The 20,282-nt window shown below is 70.5% G+C and carries 15 protein-coding genes and 1 pseudogene; 5 read left to right on the forward strand and 11 right to left on the reverse strand.

Annotation, left to right across the window (positions count from 1 at the left end; genetic code table 11):
• Positions 1 to 42: 42 nt before the first annotated feature.
• The 6 genes and pseudogenes from ACIBKX_RS28225 to ACIBKX_RS28250 form a co-directional block, all read right to left on the reverse strand.
• Positions 43 to 537: pseudogene (locus ACIBKX_RS28225) on the reverse strand (hypothetical protein); the annotation flags it as partial.
• Positions 538 to 703: 166 nt separating this feature from the next.
• Positions 704 to 1,150 carry a hypothetical protein gene (locus tag ACIBKX_RS28230; RefSeq protein ID WP_363275566.1) on the reverse strand — a complete coding sequence of 149 codons (447 nt, stop codon included), beginning with the start codon at positions 1,148 to 1,150 and terminating at the stop codon, positions 704 to 706.
• 209 nt (positions 1,151 to 1,359) lie between these two features.
• Positions 1,360 to 2,223 carry a carbohydrate ABC transporter permease gene (locus tag ACIBKX_RS28235; RefSeq protein ID WP_363275567.1) on the reverse strand — a complete coding sequence of 288 codons (864 nt, stop codon included), beginning with the start codon at positions 2,221 to 2,223 and terminating at the stop codon, positions 1,360 to 1,362.
• Entirely contained in the window at positions 2,224 to 3,135 is a 912-nt protein-coding gene (locus ACIBKX_RS28240) for a carbohydrate ABC transporter permease (protein WP_399376442.1), read from the reverse strand.
• 86 nt (positions 3,136 to 3,221) lie between these two features.
• Complete coding sequence (locus tag ACIBKX_RS28245) at positions 3,222 to 4,583, reverse strand: extracellular solute-binding protein (protein ID WP_399376332.1); 1,362 nt, start codon at positions 4,581 to 4,583, stop codon at positions 3,222 to 3,224.
• 156 nt (positions 4,584 to 4,739) lie between these two features.
• The gene (locus ACIBKX_RS28250; protein ID WP_363275569.1) at positions 4,740 to 5,663 is read right to left on the reverse strand and encodes a LysR substrate-binding domain-containing protein; all 924 of its coding nucleotides are present in this window, start codon (positions 5,661 to 5,663) and stop codon (positions 4,740 to 4,742) included.
• A gap of 234 nt (positions 5,664 to 5,897) precedes the next feature.
• On the opposite strand from ACIBKX_RS28250, the gene phnA reads away from it, so the two are divergent.
• From phnA to ACIBKX_RS28265, 3 genes are all read left to right on the forward strand, one after another.
• On the forward strand, positions 5,898 to 7,163 hold the full coding sequence (phnA, locus tag ACIBKX_RS28255; protein ID WP_363275570.1) for a phosphonoacetate hydrolase: 1,266 nt from the start codon (positions 5,898 to 5,900) through the stop codon (positions 7,161 to 7,163).
• 144 nt (positions 7,164 to 7,307) lie between these two features.
• Positions 7,308 to 8,672, forward strand: a complete 1,365-nt coding sequence (locus ACIBKX_RS28260) for an MFS transporter (protein WP_363275572.1) — start codon at positions 7,308 to 7,310, stop codon at positions 8,670 to 8,672.
• A gap of 73 nt (positions 8,673 to 8,745) precedes the next feature.
• Positions 8,746 to 9,909 (forward strand): TIGR03364 family FAD-dependent oxidoreductase, encoded by a 1,164-nt coding sequence (locus tag ACIBKX_RS28265; protein ID WP_363275573.1) that lies wholly within the window; start codon positions 8,746 to 8,748, stop codon positions 9,907 to 9,909.
• A 57-nt stretch (positions 9,910 to 9,966) separates the two neighbouring features.
• Here the strand turns inward: ACIBKX_RS28265 and ACIBKX_RS28270 are convergent, their stop codons facing one another.
• The 3 genes from ACIBKX_RS28270 to ACIBKX_RS28280 form a co-directional block, all read right to left on the reverse strand.
• On the reverse strand, positions 9,967 to 11,472 hold the full coding sequence (locus ACIBKX_RS28270) for an aldehyde dehydrogenase family protein (RefSeq protein ID WP_363275575.1): 1,506 nt from the start codon (positions 11,470 to 11,472) through the stop codon (positions 9,967 to 9,969).
• 127 nt (positions 11,473 to 11,599) lie between these two features.
• A complete protein-coding gene (locus ACIBKX_RS28275) occupies positions 11,600 to 12,286 on the reverse strand; it encodes a response regulator (RefSeq protein WP_363275577.1) in 687 nt (228 codons plus the stop codon).
• Entirely contained in the window at positions 12,283 to 13,917 is a 1,635-nt protein-coding gene (locus ACIBKX_RS28280; RefSeq protein WP_363275579.1) for a sensor histidine kinase, read from the reverse strand. The genes ACIBKX_RS28275 and ACIBKX_RS28280 overlap by 4 nt, the downstream gene beginning before the upstream one ends.
• 156 nt (positions 13,918 to 14,073) lie before the next feature.
• Between ACIBKX_RS28280 and ACIBKX_RS28285 the strand changes: the two genes are divergently transcribed.
• Entirely contained in the window at positions 14,074 to 15,486 is a 1,413-nt protein-coding gene (locus tag ACIBKX_RS28285; RefSeq protein WP_363275581.1) for a cation:dicarboxylate symporter family transporter, read from the forward strand.
• Positions 15,487 to 15,508: 22 nt separating this feature from the next.
• Here the strand turns inward: ACIBKX_RS28285 and ACIBKX_RS28290 are convergent, their stop codons facing one another.
• Positions 15,509 to 16,150, reverse strand: a complete 642-nt coding sequence (locus ACIBKX_RS28290) for a TetR/AcrR family transcriptional regulator (RefSeq protein ID WP_363275583.1) — start codon at positions 16,148 to 16,150, stop codon at positions 15,509 to 15,511.
• A gap of 141 nt (positions 16,151 to 16,291) precedes the next feature.
• Between ACIBKX_RS28290 and ACIBKX_RS28295 the strand changes: the two genes are divergently transcribed.
• Positions 16,292 to 18,019, forward strand: a complete 1,728-nt coding sequence (locus ACIBKX_RS28295; RefSeq protein WP_363275584.1) for an MFS transporter — start codon at positions 16,292 to 16,294, stop codon at positions 18,017 to 18,019.
• Between the two features lie 114 nt (positions 18,020 to 18,133).
• Here ACIBKX_RS28295 and ACIBKX_RS28300 read toward each other — a convergent pair whose 3' ends face one another.
• Positions 18,134 to 20,281, reverse strand: coding sequence for a hypothetical protein (locus ACIBKX_RS28300; RefSeq protein ID WP_363275586.1), 2,148 nt, complete (start codon positions 20,279 to 20,281; stop codon positions 18,134 to 18,136).
• Position 20,282: the final 1 nt, after the last annotated feature.

The raw sequence follows: 20,282 nt of genomic DNA on the forward strand, positions 1-20,282 counted from the left end.
ATCTTAGTCAGGCGTGCGGCGCCGCGGCGCTCGTACCGTCGTCTATCGGTTGATGGCCTGAATTTCCTGGACGACTACGTCCTGTTCCGCGCCAAACTCACCGTCTGGAAGGGGCTGTTGCCCGTCCACCCCTGTACCGGTCCAGCGGATCTTCCATGTAACCGTTGCCTTGAGCGGGTACGCGCCGTCGCCTGAGGCGCGGAGATACTTCACGCCGCAGGGCGGGATCTGCTTGGACTTTCCCTTGGCGTATGGTTCGCCGATCCTGCCGTTCTTGATCGGGCACACCCCGGAGCCGGGGTATGTCGTGGCGTCCTCTGTACCCGGATCGATCTTCAGGGAGATCGGCTCTGCGGTCGCTGTCGCCTGGATGTCGAGGACCGGGACCGAGGCCGTCACCGAGACGGGATTGAACTCGGCCTTGTCCAGCCAGGCCCAGGTCGGCAGGTTGACCTTCGTGGTCCCCGCCGGAGCGAGCGTGACCTCGGTGTCGGGTACGCGGATCTCTGCGTACGCGAGGTGAGCGAGGATTTCAGGGGGCGTCCAGTTGGTTGCTGGAGTCACCGGGCCTGCTCATCGCTGTCGGCGTCAACTTGTGTCTCGGAGTCGGTGCCGTCACCGGGGACTATGTCGGCCCATGCCGGTGAACTGCTCGTGGCGACCATTAACCCTACGATGGCGGCGGTGAGAGCTGTGGCCCTCCCTACGGCTGGCATTGTGCTGCCCCTCGTGTGGAGACGATCTGGGATGTCTGCCATGTGCCGTCGTCGTTCTTGATCAGCTGTGTGTTGTAGGCGACGTAGCTGTTCTTGGTCACAGGCGTCTTGCTGATCTTCTTGGTCGCCTTCTTCATGCTGTAGCCCTTTCCTTCGTCTGCGCAGAAGGAAAGCGTCGCGGTGTTCTTGTTCTTGAGGGTCACCTGACGGTCGTAGTAGCGCACCGCTCCCGTAAGGGTGAGGTCCGCATCCTTGAACTTCTCGATCCAGGTCACCGCGGCTTCCAGAGCCTTACCGGTGTTGTAGTAGTCGACCGCCTTGCCCTGCGGGTCCGTTCCAGTGATGGCGGCATTCACGGCACGCATGCGCTCCGCGTTGTCGGCGAGTACGGCCTTCTTGGCGGCGTCGCCGGTCCGAGGCTCCTCGAAGGTCATCCGCAGGTCTGAGGGCAGCTTGACCTCGGGGCGACCGTCGACGCCCTCGGACGTATTCCGGCGAACCCTGGAGCAGGACTTGGCTACATTTCGGCCTTGTTCCGTCACAGGCTGCGTGCGGGGCTTCGCATCCGCGAGGCATGAGGATGGGGTGGACGGGAGCGGGTGGTCGGGTGCGGGCCGGCTTCTGTAGGGCTCAGGGATGTGGCTCACCCCTTCACCGCACCCCCCAGCGCGAACCCCCCGCCCAGGCGGCGTGAGATCAGTACGTACAGCAGGATCACCGGGGTTGAATAGATGATCGAGAACGCTGCCAGCTGGCCGTACACCACCGTCCCCTTGTTGCCGAAGAAGTCGTTGATGCTCACCGACGCCGGCATCTGTTCCGGTGTCAGGAGCAGCATGAACGGGACGAAGAAGTTGCCCCACATCATCACGAACGAGAAGACCGTCACCACCGCCACGCCCGGGCCCATCAGGGGGAGCACGATGCGGAGGAGGGATTGGAGGGGCGATGCGCCGTCTGTCCAGGCCGCCTCCTCCAGTTCCTTCGGGACGCCGTCCATGAAGTTCTTCATCAGCCAGATGGCGAACGGGAGTTGGGACGCCGCGAAGAAGAAGATCGTGCCCTGCATCGTGTCGATCAGGTCCACCTGGACGAACAGCGCGTACACCGGGACCATGATCGCCGTGATCGGCAGGCTCGTCGCGAACAGGATCGTCAGCATGAACGGGCGGTTCAGGCGGGATCTGAAGCGGGACAAGGGGTACGCCGCCAGGGCCGCGCACACCACCGTCAGCAGCGTCCCCCCTCCGCACAGGATCAGGCTGTTCATCAACGGAGTGAACGTGATCTCCGGCGTCAGTACCGCGTCGTAGTTGTCCAGCGTGATGCCGTCCGGGATCTTTACCTTCAGGTCCGCCTTGGGGTCCAGGGAAGAGAGGATCACCCAGGCCAGGGGGAGGACGAAGGCCGCCGCTGTCGCCAGTAGGCCGGCGTCCGCCGCCAGGCGGCGGGCCGTTCTGCGTGAACTCAGGCTTCGGGGCGGTGACTTGACCGTGTTCGCCGACACTCAGACCTCCGTGCGGAGCAGGCGCATGTAGACGAGGGAGAAGAGCGAGCCGACCACCAGGAGCAGCAGTGCCACCGCCGTGCCGTAGCCGATCATGCTCTTCTGGAAGGCCTGTTCGTACATGAACAGGGGGAGCGTCTGGCTGCGGTTGCCGGGGCCGCCCCGCGTCATCACCCAGATCAGGCCGAAGACCGACAGGGTCTGCAGCGTGTTCAGCATCAGGTTCGTGCCGATCGAGCGGCGGATCATCGGCAGCGTGATGTGCCACATGCGGCGCCAGCCGCCCGCGCCGTCCACCTCCGCCGCCTCGGTGATCTCCTTGGGGATCTCGTTCAGGGCCGCCGAATAGACCAGCATCGAGAATGCCGTCCCCCGCCATACGTTCGCGAACGACACCGCCAGGATCGGCAGCGTGTACATCCAGTTCTGGGAAGGGAGGTCGAGGAAGTCCAGGACCGCGTTGAGGGTGCCCTCGCGGCGGAAGAACGCGTACAGGAGGAAGGCCGCCACCACCTCCGGCAGTACCCACGCCGTGATCACAATCGCGCCCGTCAGCGTCCTGATCGGCTTCGACGCCCGTTGCATCAGCGTCGCCAGCGCCAGGCCGATCGTGTTCTGGCCGATCAGCGACGACAGGACCGTGAACACCAGCGTCAGCCACACCGCGTTGAGGAACGCCTCGTCCCCGAACGCCGTACGGAAATTCTCGAACCCGACGAAGCTCGACTCCGCCTGGCCGGTCAACTGGAGGTCGGTGAAGGCGATGTAGGCGCAGTAGCCGATCGGCCCCGCCAGGAAGAGCAGGAGCAGGATCACCGCGGGGGAGACGGGCAGGGCGCGGGTCAGTGCCCTGCCCGTCAGCCTGCGGCGGGACGGGGGGTGCGGGGCCCCGTTCCCGGGAGTCTTGACGATGCCGGCGGGGCCGGCCGGGGGTGCGGTGGTCACCTCGGGGTCTCACTTCCCTCGCGCACGGAACTGCCGGCTCACCGAACCCGCCGCTACTTCTTGATCACCTCGCCGTCCGTCGCCGCCTCGACCTCCTCGTCGTACCCGCTCGCCGCCTCCGCCACGGACGCGTCGCCCGTCGTGACCCCCTCCATCGCCTCCTGGACCGCCGTCGACACCTTCGGGTACGCCGGGAAAGCGGGCCGGTAGTGCGTCGTGGCCACCAGGTCCGTGAAGAACTTCAGGCCCGGCTGCGCCTTCAGGTACTCCGGGTCCGCCGCGACGTCCTTGCGGACCGCGATGCCCGAGTTCGCCACGTACCACTTCTGCGCGTTGGCCTTCGTCTGCATCGCCTTGATGAAGTCGAACGCCAGGTCCGGGTTGGACGCCTTGGTCGGGATCGCCCACGTCCAGCCGCCGGACATGCTCACCTTGCCGGGCGCCTGGCCGTTCTGGGTCGGCATAGGGGCGAGGCCCAGCTTGTCGGACCACTCCGGCCACTCGTGGCCCGCGCCCTTGCCCCAGTCCTGCGGCAGCCAGGAGCCGTCGAGGTTGATGCCGAGCTTGTCCTCGGGGAGCAGCTCGCCGCGTACGCGCGTCGCGAAGTTCGGGTCGAGGGCGTCGGAGACGTCGGGGCCGAGCTTCTCCTTGTAGACCGTCTCGACGAAGGAGAGGGAGTCCTTGAAGCCCTGGCTTCCCGTGACCCACTTCTTCGCCTTCGGGTCGTACATCGGGTCCTTGCCCGTGCCGTACAGGAGCATCTCCATGCCCTGCATGGTCGCCGCCTCGCCCGCCGGCTTCCCGGTGTAGACGTTCATCGGCGTGACGCCCGGCACCTTCTTCTTGATGGTCCGCGCCGCGTCGAGGACCTCGTCCCAGGACTTCGGCTGCCAGTCCGCCGGCAGCCCCGCCTTCTTGAAGATCGCCTTGCTGAACCAGAGGCCGCGGGTGTCGGTGCCGTCCGGTACTCCGTACGTCTTCCCGTCCGCCGCCTTCGCCGCCGTCTTGGACGTGTCGATGAACTGGTCCCAGTCCTTCCACTTGTCCAGGTAGGGGTCGAGCGGCTTCAAGTACCCGCTGGTGATGTCCGAGTTGATGAGGAAGGTGTCCTCGTAGACCAGGTCAGGCGCGGTCTTCGGGGAGCGCATCATCTGCTGCAGCTTGGTGTAGTACTCGGAGTCCGGCGCCTTGATCGGCACCAGCTTGACCTTCTTGCCGGGGTTCGCCTCCTCGAACTGCTTCTTGACGTCCGCCAGGAAGTTGTCCATGACCTTGATCTGGTTGTCCGTGGACTGTTTGAAGGAGACCTTCACGGTGTCCGGATCGTCGCCGGAGTCCCCGCCGCACGCGGTGAGGGTGCCGGCGGCGAGCAGGGCGGTGGCGAGGAGCACGGGGGTGGTGGGGCGCACGGGCACGACCTCCTACTGGCCGACGCGGCGGGTTGCCACGCTGGGCTGCAACGCTGGCTGCCCGGTGAACGTAAGGGCGGGCTCGGAGCAAGGTCAATGCCCGTGCGTCGGCCCATGTCATCAACGTGACAACGTTGTTATTGGCGTACGGTGACGCACGTATCACGCCGTGGCGGGCGGCAGTTCCCGCGGCCACTGGTCCGTCGTACGCAACAGGTCGATGAACGCCCGCTCGGCGGGCGAGAGCAGCCGGTCGCGGCGCGAGACCAGGTTCACCGGGCGCGAGCGCGGCGGCCGCGTCACCGGGACCACCGCCAGCGAACCCGCGCAGACATCGTCCACGACCGCGTGCTCCGAGATCAGCGTGACGCCGAGCCCCGCCGCCACGCACTGCTTGAGCGCCTCGGGACCCCACACATCGCCCCGCGACACCTGCCGCAGCTCCCAGTCGTCGAGGACCTGCTCCTGCAACTCCCTTGTCTGGGAGCCCGGTTCGCGCAGCAGGAACCGGCAGTCGGCCAGCTCTTCCGGGTGTACGACGGTGCCCGGGGCCGCCAGTGGATGCCTCGGGTCCGTGATCAGCACGAGGCGTTCGCCCAGCACCGTCTCCGTCACCAGCTGCGTCGCCGTGGGGGTGCCCGCCACGACCGCGATGCCGATGTCACCGGAGAGCAGCCGCTCCACCACCGCCTCGTTGTTGCCGACGAAGACGTCGCAGTCGATGCCGGGATGCCGCTCCCGATAGCGCGCGAGCAGCGGTGGGAGGAGATACGTACCGATGGTCGTCGAGCCGCCGACCAGCAGCCGCCCGCTGTCCAGGCCGCCGACCTGCTGCACCGCTGCCACCGCCTCGTCCGCGAGCAGGAAGACCCGTTTCCCGTATGCGGCGAGCACCTCGCCCTCGGCGGTGGGGCGGGTCCGCGCGCCCGAGCGGTCGATGAGCGGCACCCGCAGGGACTGCTCCAGCTTGCGCACCTGGTTGGAGACGGACGGCTGGCTCATGTACAGCTTCTGCGCCGCCGCGGAGAAGCCGTGGTGCTCGACGACCTGCATGAAGATCCACAGCCGGTGGAGATTGAGCTGCATGTGTGGCTCCCTCTCCTTTGACCCCGGCCCCGCTCGGGCGCGGTGAGCGTAACGCGCCAACACCCCTGGTGGGGAGGGGGTGGGGTGGCCGGATTGTGGCTATGGCCGCTATAGCGAAGCCGGTGGTTCTGCGCGCCGCCGCCGCCCTGTACCCATGAAGGGTGGGGCGGAAATCCCCTGCTCCCCTCAGGCCTTCGGACCTCGGACCTTCGACCTTCAGAGGTGTATTCGTACATGACGGAACCTGTTGCCGCCCGGCCCGACGCGATCGAGGTGAACGGCCGCCGCTACGCCCGGCCCGGCCGTCCCGTGGTGGTCGTCTGCATCGACGGCAGCGAGGACGCCTATCACGAGCGTGCCATCGCCGACGGCCGGATGCCCTTCACGGAGCGCATGCTGCGCGAGGGCAGCGACCTGCGGGCCGACTGCACCATGCCGTCCTTCACCAACCCGAACAACATCTCCATCGCGACCGGCGTGCCGCCCGCAGTCCACGGCATCTGCGGCAACTACTTCTACGACACCGCGGCCGACGCGGAAGTCATGATGAACGCCCCCGAACTCCTCCGCGCGCCCACGCTGTTCGCGGCGTTCTCCGAGGCGGGCGCGAAGGTCGCGGTCATCACCGCCAAGGACAAGCTGCGCCGCCTCCTCGGCAGCGGACTCGTCGACGGCATGTGCTTCTCCGCCGAGAAGGCCGACCAGGCCACGGAGGAGGAGAACGGCATCAGCAAGGTCCTCGAACGGGTGGGGATGGAGCTGCCCTCCGTCTACAGCGCGGAGCTGAGCGAACTGGTGATGGCCGCCGGTGCCGACGTACTCGCCGTCGAGCGGCCCGAGTTGATGTATCTGTCGCTCACGGACTACATCCAGCACAAGCACGCGCCCGGCTCGCCCGTCGCCAACGACTTCTACGCGATGCTCGACGGCTACTTCGAGCGGATCGACGCGCTCGGCGCAGTCCTCGTCGTCACCGCCGACCACGGAATGAACGCCAAGAGCGACGGGGACGGGCAGGCGCGGGTCGTCTTTCTCTCGGACTGGTTCGACGAGCGCCTCGCCGCCGGGTCCGCCCGCGTCATCCTTCCCATCACCGACCCCTACACCGTGCACCACGGAGCGCTCGGTTCGTACGCCACCGTGCATCTGCCCGAAGGCGCCGACCGCACGGCACTCGGCGGGCAACTGGCCGCCCTGGACGGCGTGGACACCGTGCTGACCCGCGAGGAGGCCTGCGCGCGCTTCGAGCTGCCGGGCGACCGCATCGGGGACCTCGTCGTCATCGCCGAGCGCAACACCGCGCTGGGCACCACCCCGGCGCGGCACGACATCTCGGGGTTCAAGGAGCCGTTGCGTTCGCACGGCGGGCTTACCGAGCAGAGGGTGCCGTTCCTGGTCAACGTCCCGGTGGGGGAGCTGCCGGCCGGGCATCGGCTGCGCAACTTCGACTCCTATTGGGTGGGTACGGCGTTGGCCGGGGGGCGGTCCCTGACCGGCTGAATCGTCCGCGGCTTCGCCGTGGCCGGTCGCGCCCACGCGGCGGAGCCGCACATGTCACAGCCCCGCGCCCCTTTCGGGGCGCTCCCTGCTCGCCCCATCCGATCGCACCCCACCCCATCCGCTCGCCGAGGACAGGACATCGCCATGGCCGACCTCGCACCACCACCCCCACCGTCCCCAGGGAACGAGCCGCGCGTCACCACCACCAAGGAGGCGCTGAACTCCGTGTCGCCGCTGCTGAGTTCGGCCCGCGGGGCGCGACTGCGGCGGCGCATCTTCGTCGTCACCTGGCTCGCCTACGCCGGGTTCTACTTCGTCCGGCAGGCCTTCTCCGTCGCCAAGCTCGGGATTCTGGACGACCCGGCGGTGAACGCGGTGCTCACCGAGCGGGCGCTCGGCGTCATCGACGCGGTGTATCTCGCCGCGTACGCCGTCGGGCAGTTCCTCTGGGGCATGTGGGCGGACCGGTTCGGGCCGCGGGTCGTCGTCATCGGCGGGATGGTCGGCGCGATCGCGGCCGCCTGTCTGATGGGACTGAGCAGCGCACTGCTGGTGTTCGGCGGGGCGATGGTCGTCCAGGGCCTCGCGCAGTCCACCGGGTGGGCGCCGCTGTGCAAGAACATGGGCAACTTCTTCGCGCCCGCCGAGCGGGGCCGGGTCCTCGGCCTGTGGAGCACCAACTATGCCTTCGGGGCGCTCGCCGCGCCGCCCTTCCTGGGGTGGATCGCGTACTCGCTCCTCGACAGCTGGCACGCGGCGTTCCTCGGGGGCGCCGCCTCGCTCGCCGTGGTCCTCGTCGTCTTCGCCGCCTTCCAGCGCGATACGCCGGGGGACTTCGGGATCGGGGGCGCGCAGGTGCCGGCCCAGCGGAAACCGGACGGGGCCGGGGCGGGCCGGCGCGGTTCGGGGCTCGCCCTGTACCGCAGGACCCTCGGCGACCGTATGGTCTTGACCCTGGGGGCCTGCTACTTCCTGCTCAAGCCCGCCCGTTACGCGATCCTGCTCTGGGGTCCCGTCCTGGTCAGCCGGCGGCTCCCCGAGGTCGACAAGGTGGGGGCGACGCTCATCCCGGTGGCGTTCGGCGTCGCGGGCGTGCTCGCGCCGATCGTCGTCGGCTGGCTCTCCGACAAGGTCTTCGGCTCGCGCCGGGTGCCGCCCTGCGCGCTCGCGCTCGGCGTGCTCACCGTCGCCCTCGCGCTGTTCATGCCGCTCACCGCGACCGGCAGTCCGGGCGTGATGATCGCCGTCCTCGCCGTCATCGGACTCGCGGTGTACGCGGCGGACTCGATGATCTCCTGTGTCGCGGCCGTCGACTTCGGCACCGACGACGCCGCGGGCACCGCCGCCGGTCTGGTCAACGGCTGCGGCTCGGTCGGCGCCATCCTCGGCGGTCTGCTGCCCGGATTCCTGTCCGGGGGCGCCCTGTTCACCCTCTTCGCCGCGGCCGCGTTCCTCGCCGGACTGCTGATGCTGCCGCACTGGAACCGGCTGCCGCGAGCGGTGGAGTGACGGCGCGGACACGGCGGAACCGCGGCCCCATCGACGTACCAGCGGACCCATCGACGTACCGAAGGAGACCCGTATGACCCGTACGACCAGTGCATCCGGTACGACCGTCAACCGCGCCGACACCATCGTCGTCGGCGGAGGCATCGTCGGCCTCGCCCACGCCCTCGCCGCCGCCCGCAAGGGCCACCGGGTCGTGCTCTTCGAGCGGGAGGAACGCGCGGTCGGCGCCTCCATACGGAACTTCGGGATGATCTGGGCGGTCGGCCAGCGGCGCGGCGCCATGTACGAACGCGCCCTGCGCAGCCGCGAGATCTGGCTGGAGGTCGCCGAGAAGACCGGCATGTGGGCCAGGCCCACCGGCTCCCTGCACCTGGCGCACCGCCCCGACGAGGTCGCGGTCCTTGAGGAGTTCCTCGCGGCCTCGGCGCCCGCACGCGAGCAGGGCGCCCGGATGCTCACCCCGCGCGAGGCCCTGGCCCGCAGCGACGTGGCCCGCCCCGAAGGGCTGCTCGCCGCGCTGTGGAGCCCGACCGAGGTCAACGTCGACCCGCGCCGCGCGATCCCCGCCGTCGCCGGGCATCTGCGCGCCGAGTACGGCGTCGACGTACGGTTCGGCACGACCGTACGCGGCATCGATCTGCCCAAGGTGTCGACCACGGACGGCGATTGGCACGCCGACCGGGTCTACGTCTGCAGCGGGAACGACTTCTCCACGCTCTACCCGGAGGTGTTCGCCGACAGCGGTGTCGTCCGCTGCAAGCTGCAGATGATGCGCACCGGCGCCCAGCCCGACGATCGGCAGCTCGGCCCGATGCTGTGCGGCGGTCTGACCCTGCTGCACTACGGCGCCTTCGACGGGCTCCCCGCCCGCGCCGCCCTCGCCTCCCGGATGGACGAGGAGCTGCCCTTCCACCGAGAGCACGGCGTCCACGTCCTGCTCTCGCAGACCGCCGACGGCCGCCTGACCATCGGTGACAGCCATGCCTACGGAATGGCGCACGACCCGTTCCTCGACGAGGCGGTCAACGACGCCGTGATGTCGTACCTGTCGACCTTCGCGAACCTGCCCGACGCGCGCATCACCGAGCGGTGGGCGGGCTGCTACCCCTCCCTGCGGGACGGCCGCAACGACCTCGTGGTCAGCCCCGAGCCGGGCGTCACCGTCGTCAACGGCGTCGGCGGCGCGGGCATGACGCTGTCCTTCGGGCTCGCGGAGGAGAACCTCAAGGCACTGTGAAGTGGATCGGCCCTGGCGGCGCAAGCGCTGCCGGGGCCGATCCATGTCCCGTACGGATCAGTAGCTGATGCACGCCGAATGCCACTCGGTGTAGAAGTCCCACACCTGCGGCGAACACTCCGCCGGGCCGTACTGCGAGGCCTTGGAGCCGAGGTGCGGGAGATGGGCGTAGGCGCCGACGCCGGGGCGGTTGACGTGCAGCATGCCCGCCTCGAAGCGGTCCACGGCCTCGAAGGCACGGGACTGGGAGGCGGTGAAGACGGTGCCGGACATCCCGTACTTCACCGAGTTGGAGATCCGCAGCGCGTCGTCGAAGCCGTCCGCGTCGACCACGGCGAGCACCGGGCCGAAGACCTCCTCCTGGGCGAGTTCGCTGTCCCAGGGGACGTCACGGATGACGGTCGGCTCCACGTAGCAGCCGTCCGGCAGGCCGGGGCGGGTGGCACGGCCGCCGCCGCACAGCACCTTGCCGCCGTCGCGCTGCGCGCCCGCGATCGCCGCCAGCGCGGCGTCCATGCGGGCGGTGTTCACGACCGGGCAGACCAGGGAGTCGGGGTCGTCGCCGGGCCCGACCCGCAGCGCCGCCACGCGCGGCACGAGCCGCTCCAGGAACGCGTCCCGCACCCGTACGTCCACCACGGCCCGGCTGGTCGCGCTGCACCGCTGCCCGGCCTGTCCGAAGGCGCCGTGCACCACGGCGTCCACGGCCCGGTCGAGGTCCGCGTCGTCACAGACGACCACGGCGTTCTTGCCGCCCAGCTCCAGCTGGGTGCGCAGCAGCCGGTGCGCGCCGCCGGTGTGGATGGCGGTCCCCACCGGGAGCGAGCCGGTGAAACTGATCCCGGCCACCGCCGGGTTGGCGACCAGCGCCTCACCCGCGGCCACATCGCCCTGGACGAGGTTGAGTACGCCGTCGGGGACGCCCGCCTGCTGGAAGACCTCGACGAGGAGCGCCGAGGTCAGCGGCGTGAGCGGGGAGGGCTTCAGGACGGCCGTGCAGCCGGCGAGCAGCGCCGGGGCGACCTTCCACATGGGGATGGCGAGCGGGAAATTCCAGGGGGTGACCAGGCCGACGACGCCGATCGGACGCCGGAAGGTGTACGCGAAGGTGCGCTCCTCCTCCGCCGGGGCCGTCACCCCGCCGAGCAGCCGCGCCTGGCCCGCGGTGAAGTCGAGGACGGCGAGCGACCGGGCCACCTCGCCGCGCGCCTCGCCGATGAGCTTGCCCTGCTCGCGGGTGATGGCCGCGGCGAACTCGGCGGCGCGGTCGCGGAGCAGCCGGGCGGCCTCGGTCAGGACGGCCGCGCGTTTGATGGGGCCGAGGTCCCGCCAGGCGGGCAGCGCGGCGGCCGCCGCGTCCACCGCGCGGTCCACGTCGACGCCGCCGGACTCGGTGAACTCGCCTATGGAGTCGGTGAGATCGGCCGGGTTGACGTCGGTGCGGGTCTGGCCCGACTCGCTCGGGGTCCACTGGCCGTCGATGAAGTCGAGCAGGAGGTGCGGGGCGGGATCGTGCCGGGCGGTGTGGTGAGGGGCGGGGTCGTGCGGTGCTCCGTGTGCCATGCGCTCCCCATTTCTGGACGCGGATCTTCCCGGACGCGTTACCGGGCGTCGTCAGGTTCGCGCAGGTGGGAGGCGGTCACAATGCGGGATTCGCGAATGGGGCGGATAGCCGGGGACTATCGCCGGTTCAGCTCGCCGAGCTGAGCCAGCGGTACACGTACTCCGGGCGCCCGACATGCCCGTACTGCGGAGTGCGCGACGCGCGGCCCGTGGTGACCAGGTGCTCCAGGTAACGGCGTGCGGTGATGCGGGAGATGCCGACGGACTCGGCGGCCGCGGCTGCCGTGAGGCCGTCGGCGGGGGCGTCGCGCAGGCCCCGCGTCACCCGCTCCAGGGTGGGTCCGCTCAGGCCCTTCGGGAGCGCGGCCGGGCTCGGGGCGCGCAGGGCGGCGAGCGCGCGGTCCACCTCGTCCTGGCCGGTGGCCTCGCCGGCGGCGGTGCGGTAGTCGGCGTAGCGGGCGAGGCGGTCGCGGAGGGTGGCGAAGGTGAAGGGCTTCAGGACGTACTGGACCACGCCCAGGGACACGCCCTCCCTGACCACCGCCAGGTCGCGGGCCGACGTCACGGCGATGACGTCCGTGCGGTGGCCCGCGGCCCGCAGGGTGCGGGCGAGCTGGAGGCCGTGGCCGTCGGGGAGGTGCAGGTCCAGGAGCAGGAGGTCGACCTCCGTGCGGTCGAGGCTGCGTTTCGCCTCGGCGGCGGTGTGGGCCTTGCCGACGGCTCGGAAGCCGGGGACGCGGTTGACGTAGAGGACGTGGGCGTCGGCGGCCACGGGATCGTCCTCGACGACGAGGACGCGGATCTCTTCGGTCACTGGGTGCCTCCGTCTGCTACGCCTGCCCGGAACGCGGGCGACCCCAAGTGGACCTCGAACTCCGCGCCGCCCTCCGGAGATTCTCGTACCGTCAAGGTCCCGGCATGCTTGGTGACCGTCTGATGGACCAGCGCCAGGCCCAGACCCCGCCCCGTTGCCGCCTTCGTCGACCAGCCCCGCTCGAAGACCGACTCCACATGCGCCGGGTCCACGCCCGGCCCCGTGTCCGAGACCCTGAGCGTCAGGCCCGTCGTCTCGTCCGCGCGGGCCGTCACCGTGACGCGGGCCGCGGGGGAGCCCTGGGCCGCGTCGACCGCGTTGTCGATCAGGTTGCCGAGGACCGTCACCAGGTCACGCGCCGGCAGCTCCGCGGGCAGCATGCCGTCGTCGATGCTGCTGTCCGGGGAGACGACCAGCTCGACGCCGTGCTCGTTCGCCTGGGCCGCCTTGCCCAGGAGCAGGGCGGCGAGGACCGGCTCGTTGACCGCCGCGACGACCTGGTCCGTCAGGGTCTGCGCCAGCTCCAGCTCCGCCGTGGCGAAGTCGACGGCCTCGTCGGCGCGGCCCAGTTCGATGAGGGACACCACCGTGTGCAGCCGGTTCGCCGCCTCGTGGGCCTGCGAGCGCAGCGCCCGCGTGAAGCCGCGTTCCGAGTCCAACTCGCCGGTCAGCGCCTGGAGTTCGGTGTGGTCGCGCAGGGTGACGACCGTTCCCCTGCGCTCCCCGCTCGACACGGGGGAGGTGTTGACGACGACCACCCGGTCCGCCGTCAGATGCAGCTCGTCCACCCGGGGCTCGGCGGCGAGCAGCGCGCCCGTGAGCGGGGCGGGCAGGCCGAGCTCGGCGACGTTGCGGCCCACCAGGTCGCCGGACACGCCGAGCAGTTCGCGGCCCCCGTCGTTGATGAGGGCGATCCGCCGCTGCCCGTCCAGCATCAGCAGCCCTTCGCGCACCGCGTGCAGCGCCGCCTCGTGGTAGTCGTGCATCCGGCTCAGCTCGGTGGCGTTCATGCCGTGGGTGTGGCGGCGCAGCCGCGCGTTGATGACGTAGGTACCGAGACCGCCGAGCGCGAGCGCCCCCGCCGCGACACCGAGCAGGGCGAGCAGCTGGCCGCGGGCCTTCTCGCTGATCTCCTCGATGGTGATGCCCGCGCTGACCAGGCCCGTGATGCGGCCGCTGCCGTCGGCGTCGAGGATCGGCGTGACCACGCGCACGGACGGGCCGAGCGTGCCCGTGTAGGTCTCGGTGAAGGTCTTGCCGCGCAGTGCGTCCGCCCGGTGGCCGAGGAAGCGCTCGCCGATGCGGTCCACGTCGGGGTGCGTCCAGCGGATGCCGTCCGGGTCCATGATCGTGACGAAGTCGACGCCGGTGTGCCGGCGGACATCGGTCGCGTACGGCTGGAGGGTCTTCGTCGGGTCCTCGCCGAGCACCGCCGCGCGGACCGAAGGGGAGTCCGCGACGGCACGGGCCGCGGCCGTCGCCTGGTGGCGCGCGCCCTCCTCCGCCTGCCGCCGGTCGCTCAGGAACGCGAACAGCGCGCATCCGGCCACCACGACGGTGACCAGCACGATCTGCATCGCGAAGAGCTGGCCCGCGAGGCTGCGCGGGCGGGGCGGGCGGGTGAGCGGCATGCTGCCAGTCTGCCTCGCCGTATAAGCGCGAACTAAATGAACGTAAGGGTGACCGCCCTCACAGGCCGAGAGATAGTCGCCGGGACCCCCACCCAGGACGTGAGCCGCACGCACTGGCCGAAAAACGCCGACGCAGTCGTTCAAGGAGGGCCCCTCGTGGCCGACACCGCCGAGAACAAGGTGGCACCCCCCGCCAAGCGGGACCGCACCCACTTTCTCTACATCGCCGTCATCATCGCCGTCGTCCTCGGTGTCGGTGTCGGTCTGCTCTTCCCGGACTTCGCCAAGGAGCTGAAGCCGATCGGCACCGGCTTCGTGAACCTGATCAAGATGATGATCTCGCCGATCATCTTCTGCACGATCGTGCTCGGCGTCGGTTCGGTCCGCAAGGCGGCCAAGGTCGGCAAGGTCGGCGGTCTGGCGCTCGGCTACTTCATCGCGATGTCCGTGGTCGCCCTCGCCATCGGCCTGCTGGTCGGCAACATCCTGCACCCCGGTTCCGGCATGGACCTGACCGAGGCGACGAAGGGCGTGGGCCACGAGGCAGCCGAGGAGGCGGCCAAGAGCCCCACCGAATTCGTGCTCGGCATCATCCCGACCACGCTCGTCTCGGCGTTCACGGTGACCGAGGTCCTGCAGACCCTGCTCGTCGCGCTGCTCGTGGGCTTCGCGCTGCAGGCGATGGGCAACTCCGGCACGCCGATCCTGCGCGGCATCGAGCACATCCAGAAGCTGGTCTTCCGGGTCCTCGGCATGATCATGTGGGCCGCCCCGGTGGGCGCGTTCGGCGCGATGGCGGCGGTGGTCGGCGAGACCGGCACGGACGCGCTGAAGGCCCTCGCGACCATCATGATCGGCTTCTACGTCACCTGCGCGCTGTTCATCCTCGTCGTACTCGGCACGCTGCTGCGCCTGGCGACCGGCGTGAACCTCTTCAAGCTCCTGAAGTACCTGGGCCGCGAGTTCCTGCTCATCCTCTCCACCTCCTCGTCCGAGTCCGCGCTGCCGCGGCTCATCGCGAAGATGGAGCACCTGGGGGTCAGCCGCCCGGTCGTCGGCATCACCGTCCCGACGGGCTACTCCTTCAACCTCGACGGCACGATGATCTACCTGACCATGGCCTCGCTCTTCATCGCCGACGCCATGGACCAGCCGCTGGGCGTCGGCGAGCAGATCTCGCTGCTCCTGTTCATGATGATCGCGTCGAAGGGTGCGGCGGGCGTCTCCGGCTCCGGCATCGCGGTCCTCGCGAGCGGTCTGCAGTCGCACAAGCCGGCCCTGGTGGACGGCGTCGGCCTGATCATCGGCGTCGACCGCTTCATGAGCGAGGCGCGCGCCCTGACCAACTTCGCGGGCAACGCGGTCGCGACACTCCTGATCGGTACGTGGACGAAGGAGGTCGACCGGGAGCGGGTCGCCCTCGTGCTCGACGGAAAGCTGCCGTTCGACGAGAAGACGCTCCTCGACGACGACCACCGTCCCGCGGACGAGGCCCCGGCGGATGACGCGGTGGACGGAATCCCGGGCCAGCCGGGCGTCGACGTCGAGAAGAAGTCGCTGACGGCTTGATCGGACGGAAGTCCCTGACGGCCTAGCCGTCAGCGGTCGCCGCCGCCCTCCGGTCGGCGACCCTCTCCACCAGCTCGGTGGCTTGTGAGGCGGGCAGGCCCGCCGCGGTCAGGAACGTGATCGCGGTGGACCTGCCCGCCTTTTCGGCTGGTACGACACCGTCGTTGACGGCCTCCATCACGGCGAACAGGATCCCTTCGAGTACGTAGCCGAGGGCCCGCGTCGGCAGCGGCGTGACGAACGTGCCGTCGTCCAGGCCGCGTTGGAACGTCTCCAGGCCCGTCTCGTGGACGCAGCCGAGCCGCTCGCGGATGCTGCCCATCGTGACGCTCCGGTGGGAGAGCGAGAGCAGCAGGCGGTAGCGGTCGGCTACCTCCCAGACGGCGAGCAGCGATCCGGCCACCGCCTCCGCCGGGTCGTCGATGCCCTCGCGGCCCGCGGTGTGCGCGCTCTCCACCGCCTCCACCGCCCGCTCCACGATCGCGTCGATCAGCGCGTCACGGCTGGGGAAGTGCCCGTACACCGTCCGCCGCACCACGCCCGCGGCGCGCGCGATCTGGTCCATGGACGCGTCGGGGTCGCGCAGCAGCTCGGTGACGGCGACGTCGAGGATGCGGCGACGGTTGGCGTCGGCTCTGACGCTGCTCGCGGGAGGGGGGTTCATGCCCCCCATTCTGCCCACTCCCGCATCGGTCCCTCCCACCCACTTGCACAAGCCTGTGCAATATCGGGTATGTTGCACAGCGGTGTGTAGTTGCACATGGGTGTGCAGAAAGACCGGACGGAAGAAACGGGTGGAATCCAGATGCCTCTGCTGATCAAGGAACCGGTCGAACGGATGGCGGGGCCGTACGCCCGTCGCTGGTGGGCCCTCGGCGTGCTCTGCCTGAGCCTGCTGATCGCCGTCATGGCGAACACCGCGCTGACGGTGGCGGCGCCCGACATGACCATGGACCTCGGCCTGTCCAGCTCCGACCTGCAATGGGTCATCGACGCCTACACCGTTCCGTACGCCGCCCTGATGCTGCTGCTCGGGGCGATCGGCGACAAGTACAGCCGCCGGGGTGCGCTGGTGCTCGGGCTGCTGATCATGTCCGGGGGAGCGGCGGCGGGCTCACTGGTCGACAGCTCGACGGCGGTGATCGTGGTCCGCGCGGTCATGGGCGTCGGCGCGGCGCTGATCATGCCGGCGACGCTGTCCCTGCTCGCGGCGACCTTTCCGCGGGAGGAACGGGCCAAGGCGATCACGATCTGGGCGGCCACGTCCGGCATCGCGATCGCGGCGGGTCCGCTGATCGCGGGGGCGCTGCTGCGGGACAACGGCTGGCACTCGACGTTCCTGATCAACATCCCGGTGGCGGCGCTCGCGATCGTCGGCGCGCTCGTCCTGGTCCCGCCGTCGAAGGCGGAGGGCCACGGCAGGATCGACTACGTGGGCGGCCTGCTGTCGGTGATCTGGGTCGGCTCCCTGATCTTCATGATCATCGACGGGCCGCACTTCGGCTGGGGCGCGCGGGCGACAGGCGCGGGGGTGGCGGCGGCGGTCGGCCTGGTGCTGTTCGTCGTCTGGGAGCTGCGGCACCCGCGCCCGGTCCTGGACGTCCGAAAGTTCGCCCGGCGGGGCTTCGCGGGCTCGAACCTGGCGGTGGCGCTGTTCTTCCTCGCGGTGTTCGGCGCGTTCTACTACCTGACCCAGCACCTCCAGTTCGTCCTCGAGTACGACCCGCTGGAGACGGGCGTACGGATGCTGCCGCTGGCCGGTGCGGTCTTCGTCGGCTCGGCGGTGACGGGCATCCTGGCGCCGCGCATCGGCGGCAAGATCATGGTGGTGGCGGGGATGGTGGGCGGCACGGTCGCGCTGGCCCTGCTGACGCAGATCGAAGCGGACTCCACCTACACGGACTTCGTCCCGTCTCTCGTGATCCTCGGCCTGTCCCTCGGCTTCGCGGTCTCGCCCTGCACGGACGTCATCATGGGCGCGTTCCCCGAGTCGGAGCTCGGCGTCGGCGGCGCGGTCAACGACACCTCGCTGGAACTGGGCGGCTCCTTGGGCATCGCGGTCCTCGGCTCGGTGCTTGCGGGCTCCTACTCCTCCAAGCTGGCGGAGGAGACCTCGGGCAGTGCCCTCCCCGCCTCCGCCCTGGAGACGGCCCAGGACTCGGTGGGCGCGGGCAACGGGGTGGCCCAGGCAATCGCCGGCCAGGCCCGGGAACTCGCCGAACGCGCGGCCCACGCGGGCTCCCCGCAGGAAGCGGCCCAACTGAAGGCCCAGGCCCAGGAGCTGGCCCAGGGCGCGGGCCAGATGCGGGACGCGGTGGGCTCGGCCTTCTCGGATGCGGTGGCGCACACGAGCCTGGTCGGGGCGCTGATCCTCGGGGCGGGGACGGTTCTGGTGGCGGTGCTGCTGCCGAGGAAGTCGGCCACCGTCGCGGCCGCCCCGGAGGGCGCCGACGCGGGCACCGCCGGGGCTGAGGGGACTGAGGGGACGGAAGGTACGGAGGAGGCCGTGCGGGAGCGTGAGCTTCAGCGCTAGCGGCGCGAGGGCTTCAGGGGCGGTGGCGCCAGGGCTTCGGGGGCGGCGGTGCACCCGGCGCCGCCGCCCCTGAAGCCCTCATGGCCCTCATAGCCCTCATGGCCCTCATGGCCCTTATGAGGCCGGGCCGTCCGGTGCAGCGGCGGTCGGCGGCGTGAGGGCGTAGGCGATGGCGTCGTCGGGGGCGGTGTCGTAGCCGGTCCGGAACGCGGTCGTGTAGGCGTCGTCGCCGATGAGGCCGCGGGCCTGCTTCTCGCAGGCCGCTCGGGCGGCGACGAGTTCGGGCACGTTCGACTGAGGAGCACCGAGCGGGTGCCAGAGCTGCTCGGCGGTGCCGAGGAGCCGGGCGGCATGCTCGGCCTGCCCGGAGGCGATGGCCGCGGAGGCGAGCAGGTCGATGGCCATGGCCATGCCTGAGCGGTCGTTGAGGCGCCGCTTTCCGTCAACGACCGTACGGGCAAGGGCCGCGGCCTCCTCGGCCCGCCCAAGACCCATTGCGGCAAGGGCACACATGTAGTCGGCCCAGGCACGGCTCCAGGTCTCGTCGCGCCTGGCGCACTCGGCGCGCACCTGGCCGGCGACGGCCGCGGCTTGGGCGGACTGCCCGAGGTGCACATGGACGAAGGCCCGGACGCTCCGCGCCATGGACCAGGCCGCGGCATAACGCCCGTCGACCGACGGGGAACGCGGCACCGCGTCGAGGATTTCGGCGGCGCGCGCCAGCTGACCACTTGCCATGAGACTGGTGCCCTCCAGCTGGAGGACCGCGACCGCGACGGTCTCGTCGACCGGAGCGGTCCCATCGGCCTCTTGCACCGCTGCGGTGCGCATGTCGGCGGCGAGACGGGGCCCGGCCTCCGCGTCGCCCTGGATGACGGCAGTGGCGCCGCAGGCCCACAGGCCCTTGGTGAGGACCGGCCCGGGGGCGGGGGACAGGGCCAGGGCCCGCTCCAGGTAGTGCCTGCCCTCCCGGGCGAACCCGCAGGCGACCCAGAGGAACCACAGCGCCCCGCCCATGTCCATCGCGGTGTGCCCGTCCTCCTCCGCGAGGCAGAGGTCGAGCGCCGCGCGGAAGTTGGCGTACTCGGCGACGACCCGCTCGTACCAGGCGACCTGCTCCGGCCCCATCCAAGCGGTGTCCGCCCGGTGGGCCAGCGCCCGGTAGTGGTCCCGGTGGCGGTGGCGCAGGGTGCGTTCCTCGCCCAGTTTGCGCAGCCAGAAGGCGCCGAACTCGCGGATGGTGTCCAGCATCCGGAAGCGCGGCCCGGGGCCGCCGCCCGGAGCGGAGACGAGGAGGGAGGTGTCCGCGAGGCCGGTCAGCAGGCCTTCGACCGTGTCCTCGGGAAGGCGTGCGTCGGCGCACACGCGGCGGGCGGCCTCCGCGTCGAAGCCGCCCGCGAAGACCGAAAGCCGTGCCCACAGCAGCCGTTCGGCCGGGCTGCACAGTTCATGGCTCCAGCCGATCGCCGTGCGCAGGGCCTGGTGCCAGGGCGGTTCGGCCTCGTCCACCACCTCCTCGGTGGTGCCAAGGACGGCGAAGCGGTCGTCAAGACGTGCGGTCAGCTCGGCCGGGGACAGGTCGCGAAGACGCGCGGCGGCCAGCTCGATGGCGAGCGGAAGGCCGTCCAGGCGGCGGCAGAGGCGTACGAGGCCGGGGCGGTCGGCGTCGGTGACGGCGAAGCCGGGCACTGCCTCGGCGGCACGGGCAGTCAGGAGGGCGACTGCGGCCGCCTCTTCACCGCCCCTGCCGCCCCCGTCCCGGTCCCCGACGGGCAGCGGCGCCACGGTGAGCAGGTGCTCCGGGCGGATGCCGAGGAGCCGGCGGCTGGTCGCCAGGATCCGCAGCCCCGGTGCCGCCGCGAGCAACGCCTCGATCGTCGGCGCGCACTCGTCCACCAGATGCTCACAGGTGTCGAGGACCAACAGCAGTTCACGGTCCGCCAGATAGCCGGCCAGTACGTCGATCATCGGCTTCGCCGTCTGATCCGCCAGCGGCAGCGCCTCGGCGACGACGTGCGCGAGGAACTCGCCGCGCCGCAGCGCCGAGAGGTCCACCCACCACGTCCCGTCCCTGAAGGACGGCTGTGCCTCGTGCGCGGCGCGCAGCGCGAGGCGCGTCTTGCCCACCCCGCCGACACCCGTCAACGTCACAAGCCGTGATTCCCCGAGCCGCCGCCGGACCTGCGCCAGCTCCGCGCGCCGTCCGATCAACTCCGTGGATTCCGCGGGCAGATTGCCCGCGAGCTGCCTCTGCGTGGTCATG

This window comes from Streptomyces sp. NPDC050658 (genome assembly GCF_044457025.1).
Lineage (GTDB): Bacteria > Actinomycetota > Actinomycetes > Streptomycetales > Streptomycetaceae > Streptomyces.

Coding starts and splice junctions, on each gene's coding strand:
- ACIBKX_RS28230 (WP_363275566.1), bottom strand. CDS start 1,150: ATGACCTTCGAGGAGCCTCGGACCGGCGACGCCGCCAAGAAGGCCGTA.
- ACIBKX_RS28250 (WP_363275569.1), bottom strand. CDS start 5,663: ATGCAGCTCAATCTCCACCGGCTGTGGATCTTCATGCAGGTCGTCGAG.
- phnA (WP_363275570.1), top strand. CDS start 5,898: ATGACGGAACCTGTTGCCGCCCGGCCCGACGCGATCGAGGTGAACGGC.
- ACIBKX_RS28260 (WP_363275572.1), top strand. CDS start 7,308: ATGGCCGACCTCGCACCACCACCCCCACCGTCCCCAGGGAACGAGCCG.
- ACIBKX_RS28265 (WP_363275573.1), top strand. CDS start 8,746: ATGACCCGTACGACCAGTGCATCCGGTACGACCGTCAACCGCGCCGAC.
- ACIBKX_RS28270 (WP_363275575.1), bottom strand. CDS start 11,472: ATGGCACACGGAGCACCGCACGACCCCGCCCCTCACCACACCGCCCGG.
- ACIBKX_RS28280 (WP_363275579.1), bottom strand. CDS start 13,917: ATGCCGCTCACCCGCCCGCCCCGCCCGCGCAGCCTCGCGGGCCAGCTC.
- ACIBKX_RS28290 (WP_363275583.1), bottom strand. CDS start 16,150: ATGAACCCCCCTCCCGCGAGCAGCGTCAGAGCCGACGCCAACCGTCGC.
- ACIBKX_RS28295 (WP_363275584.1), top strand. CDS start 16,292: ATGCCTCTGCTGATCAAGGAACCGGTCGAACGGATGGCGGGGCCGTAC.
- ACIBKX_RS28300 (WP_363275586.1), bottom strand. CDS start 20,281: ATGACCACGCAGAGGCAGCTCGCGGGCAATCTGCCCGCGGAATCCACG.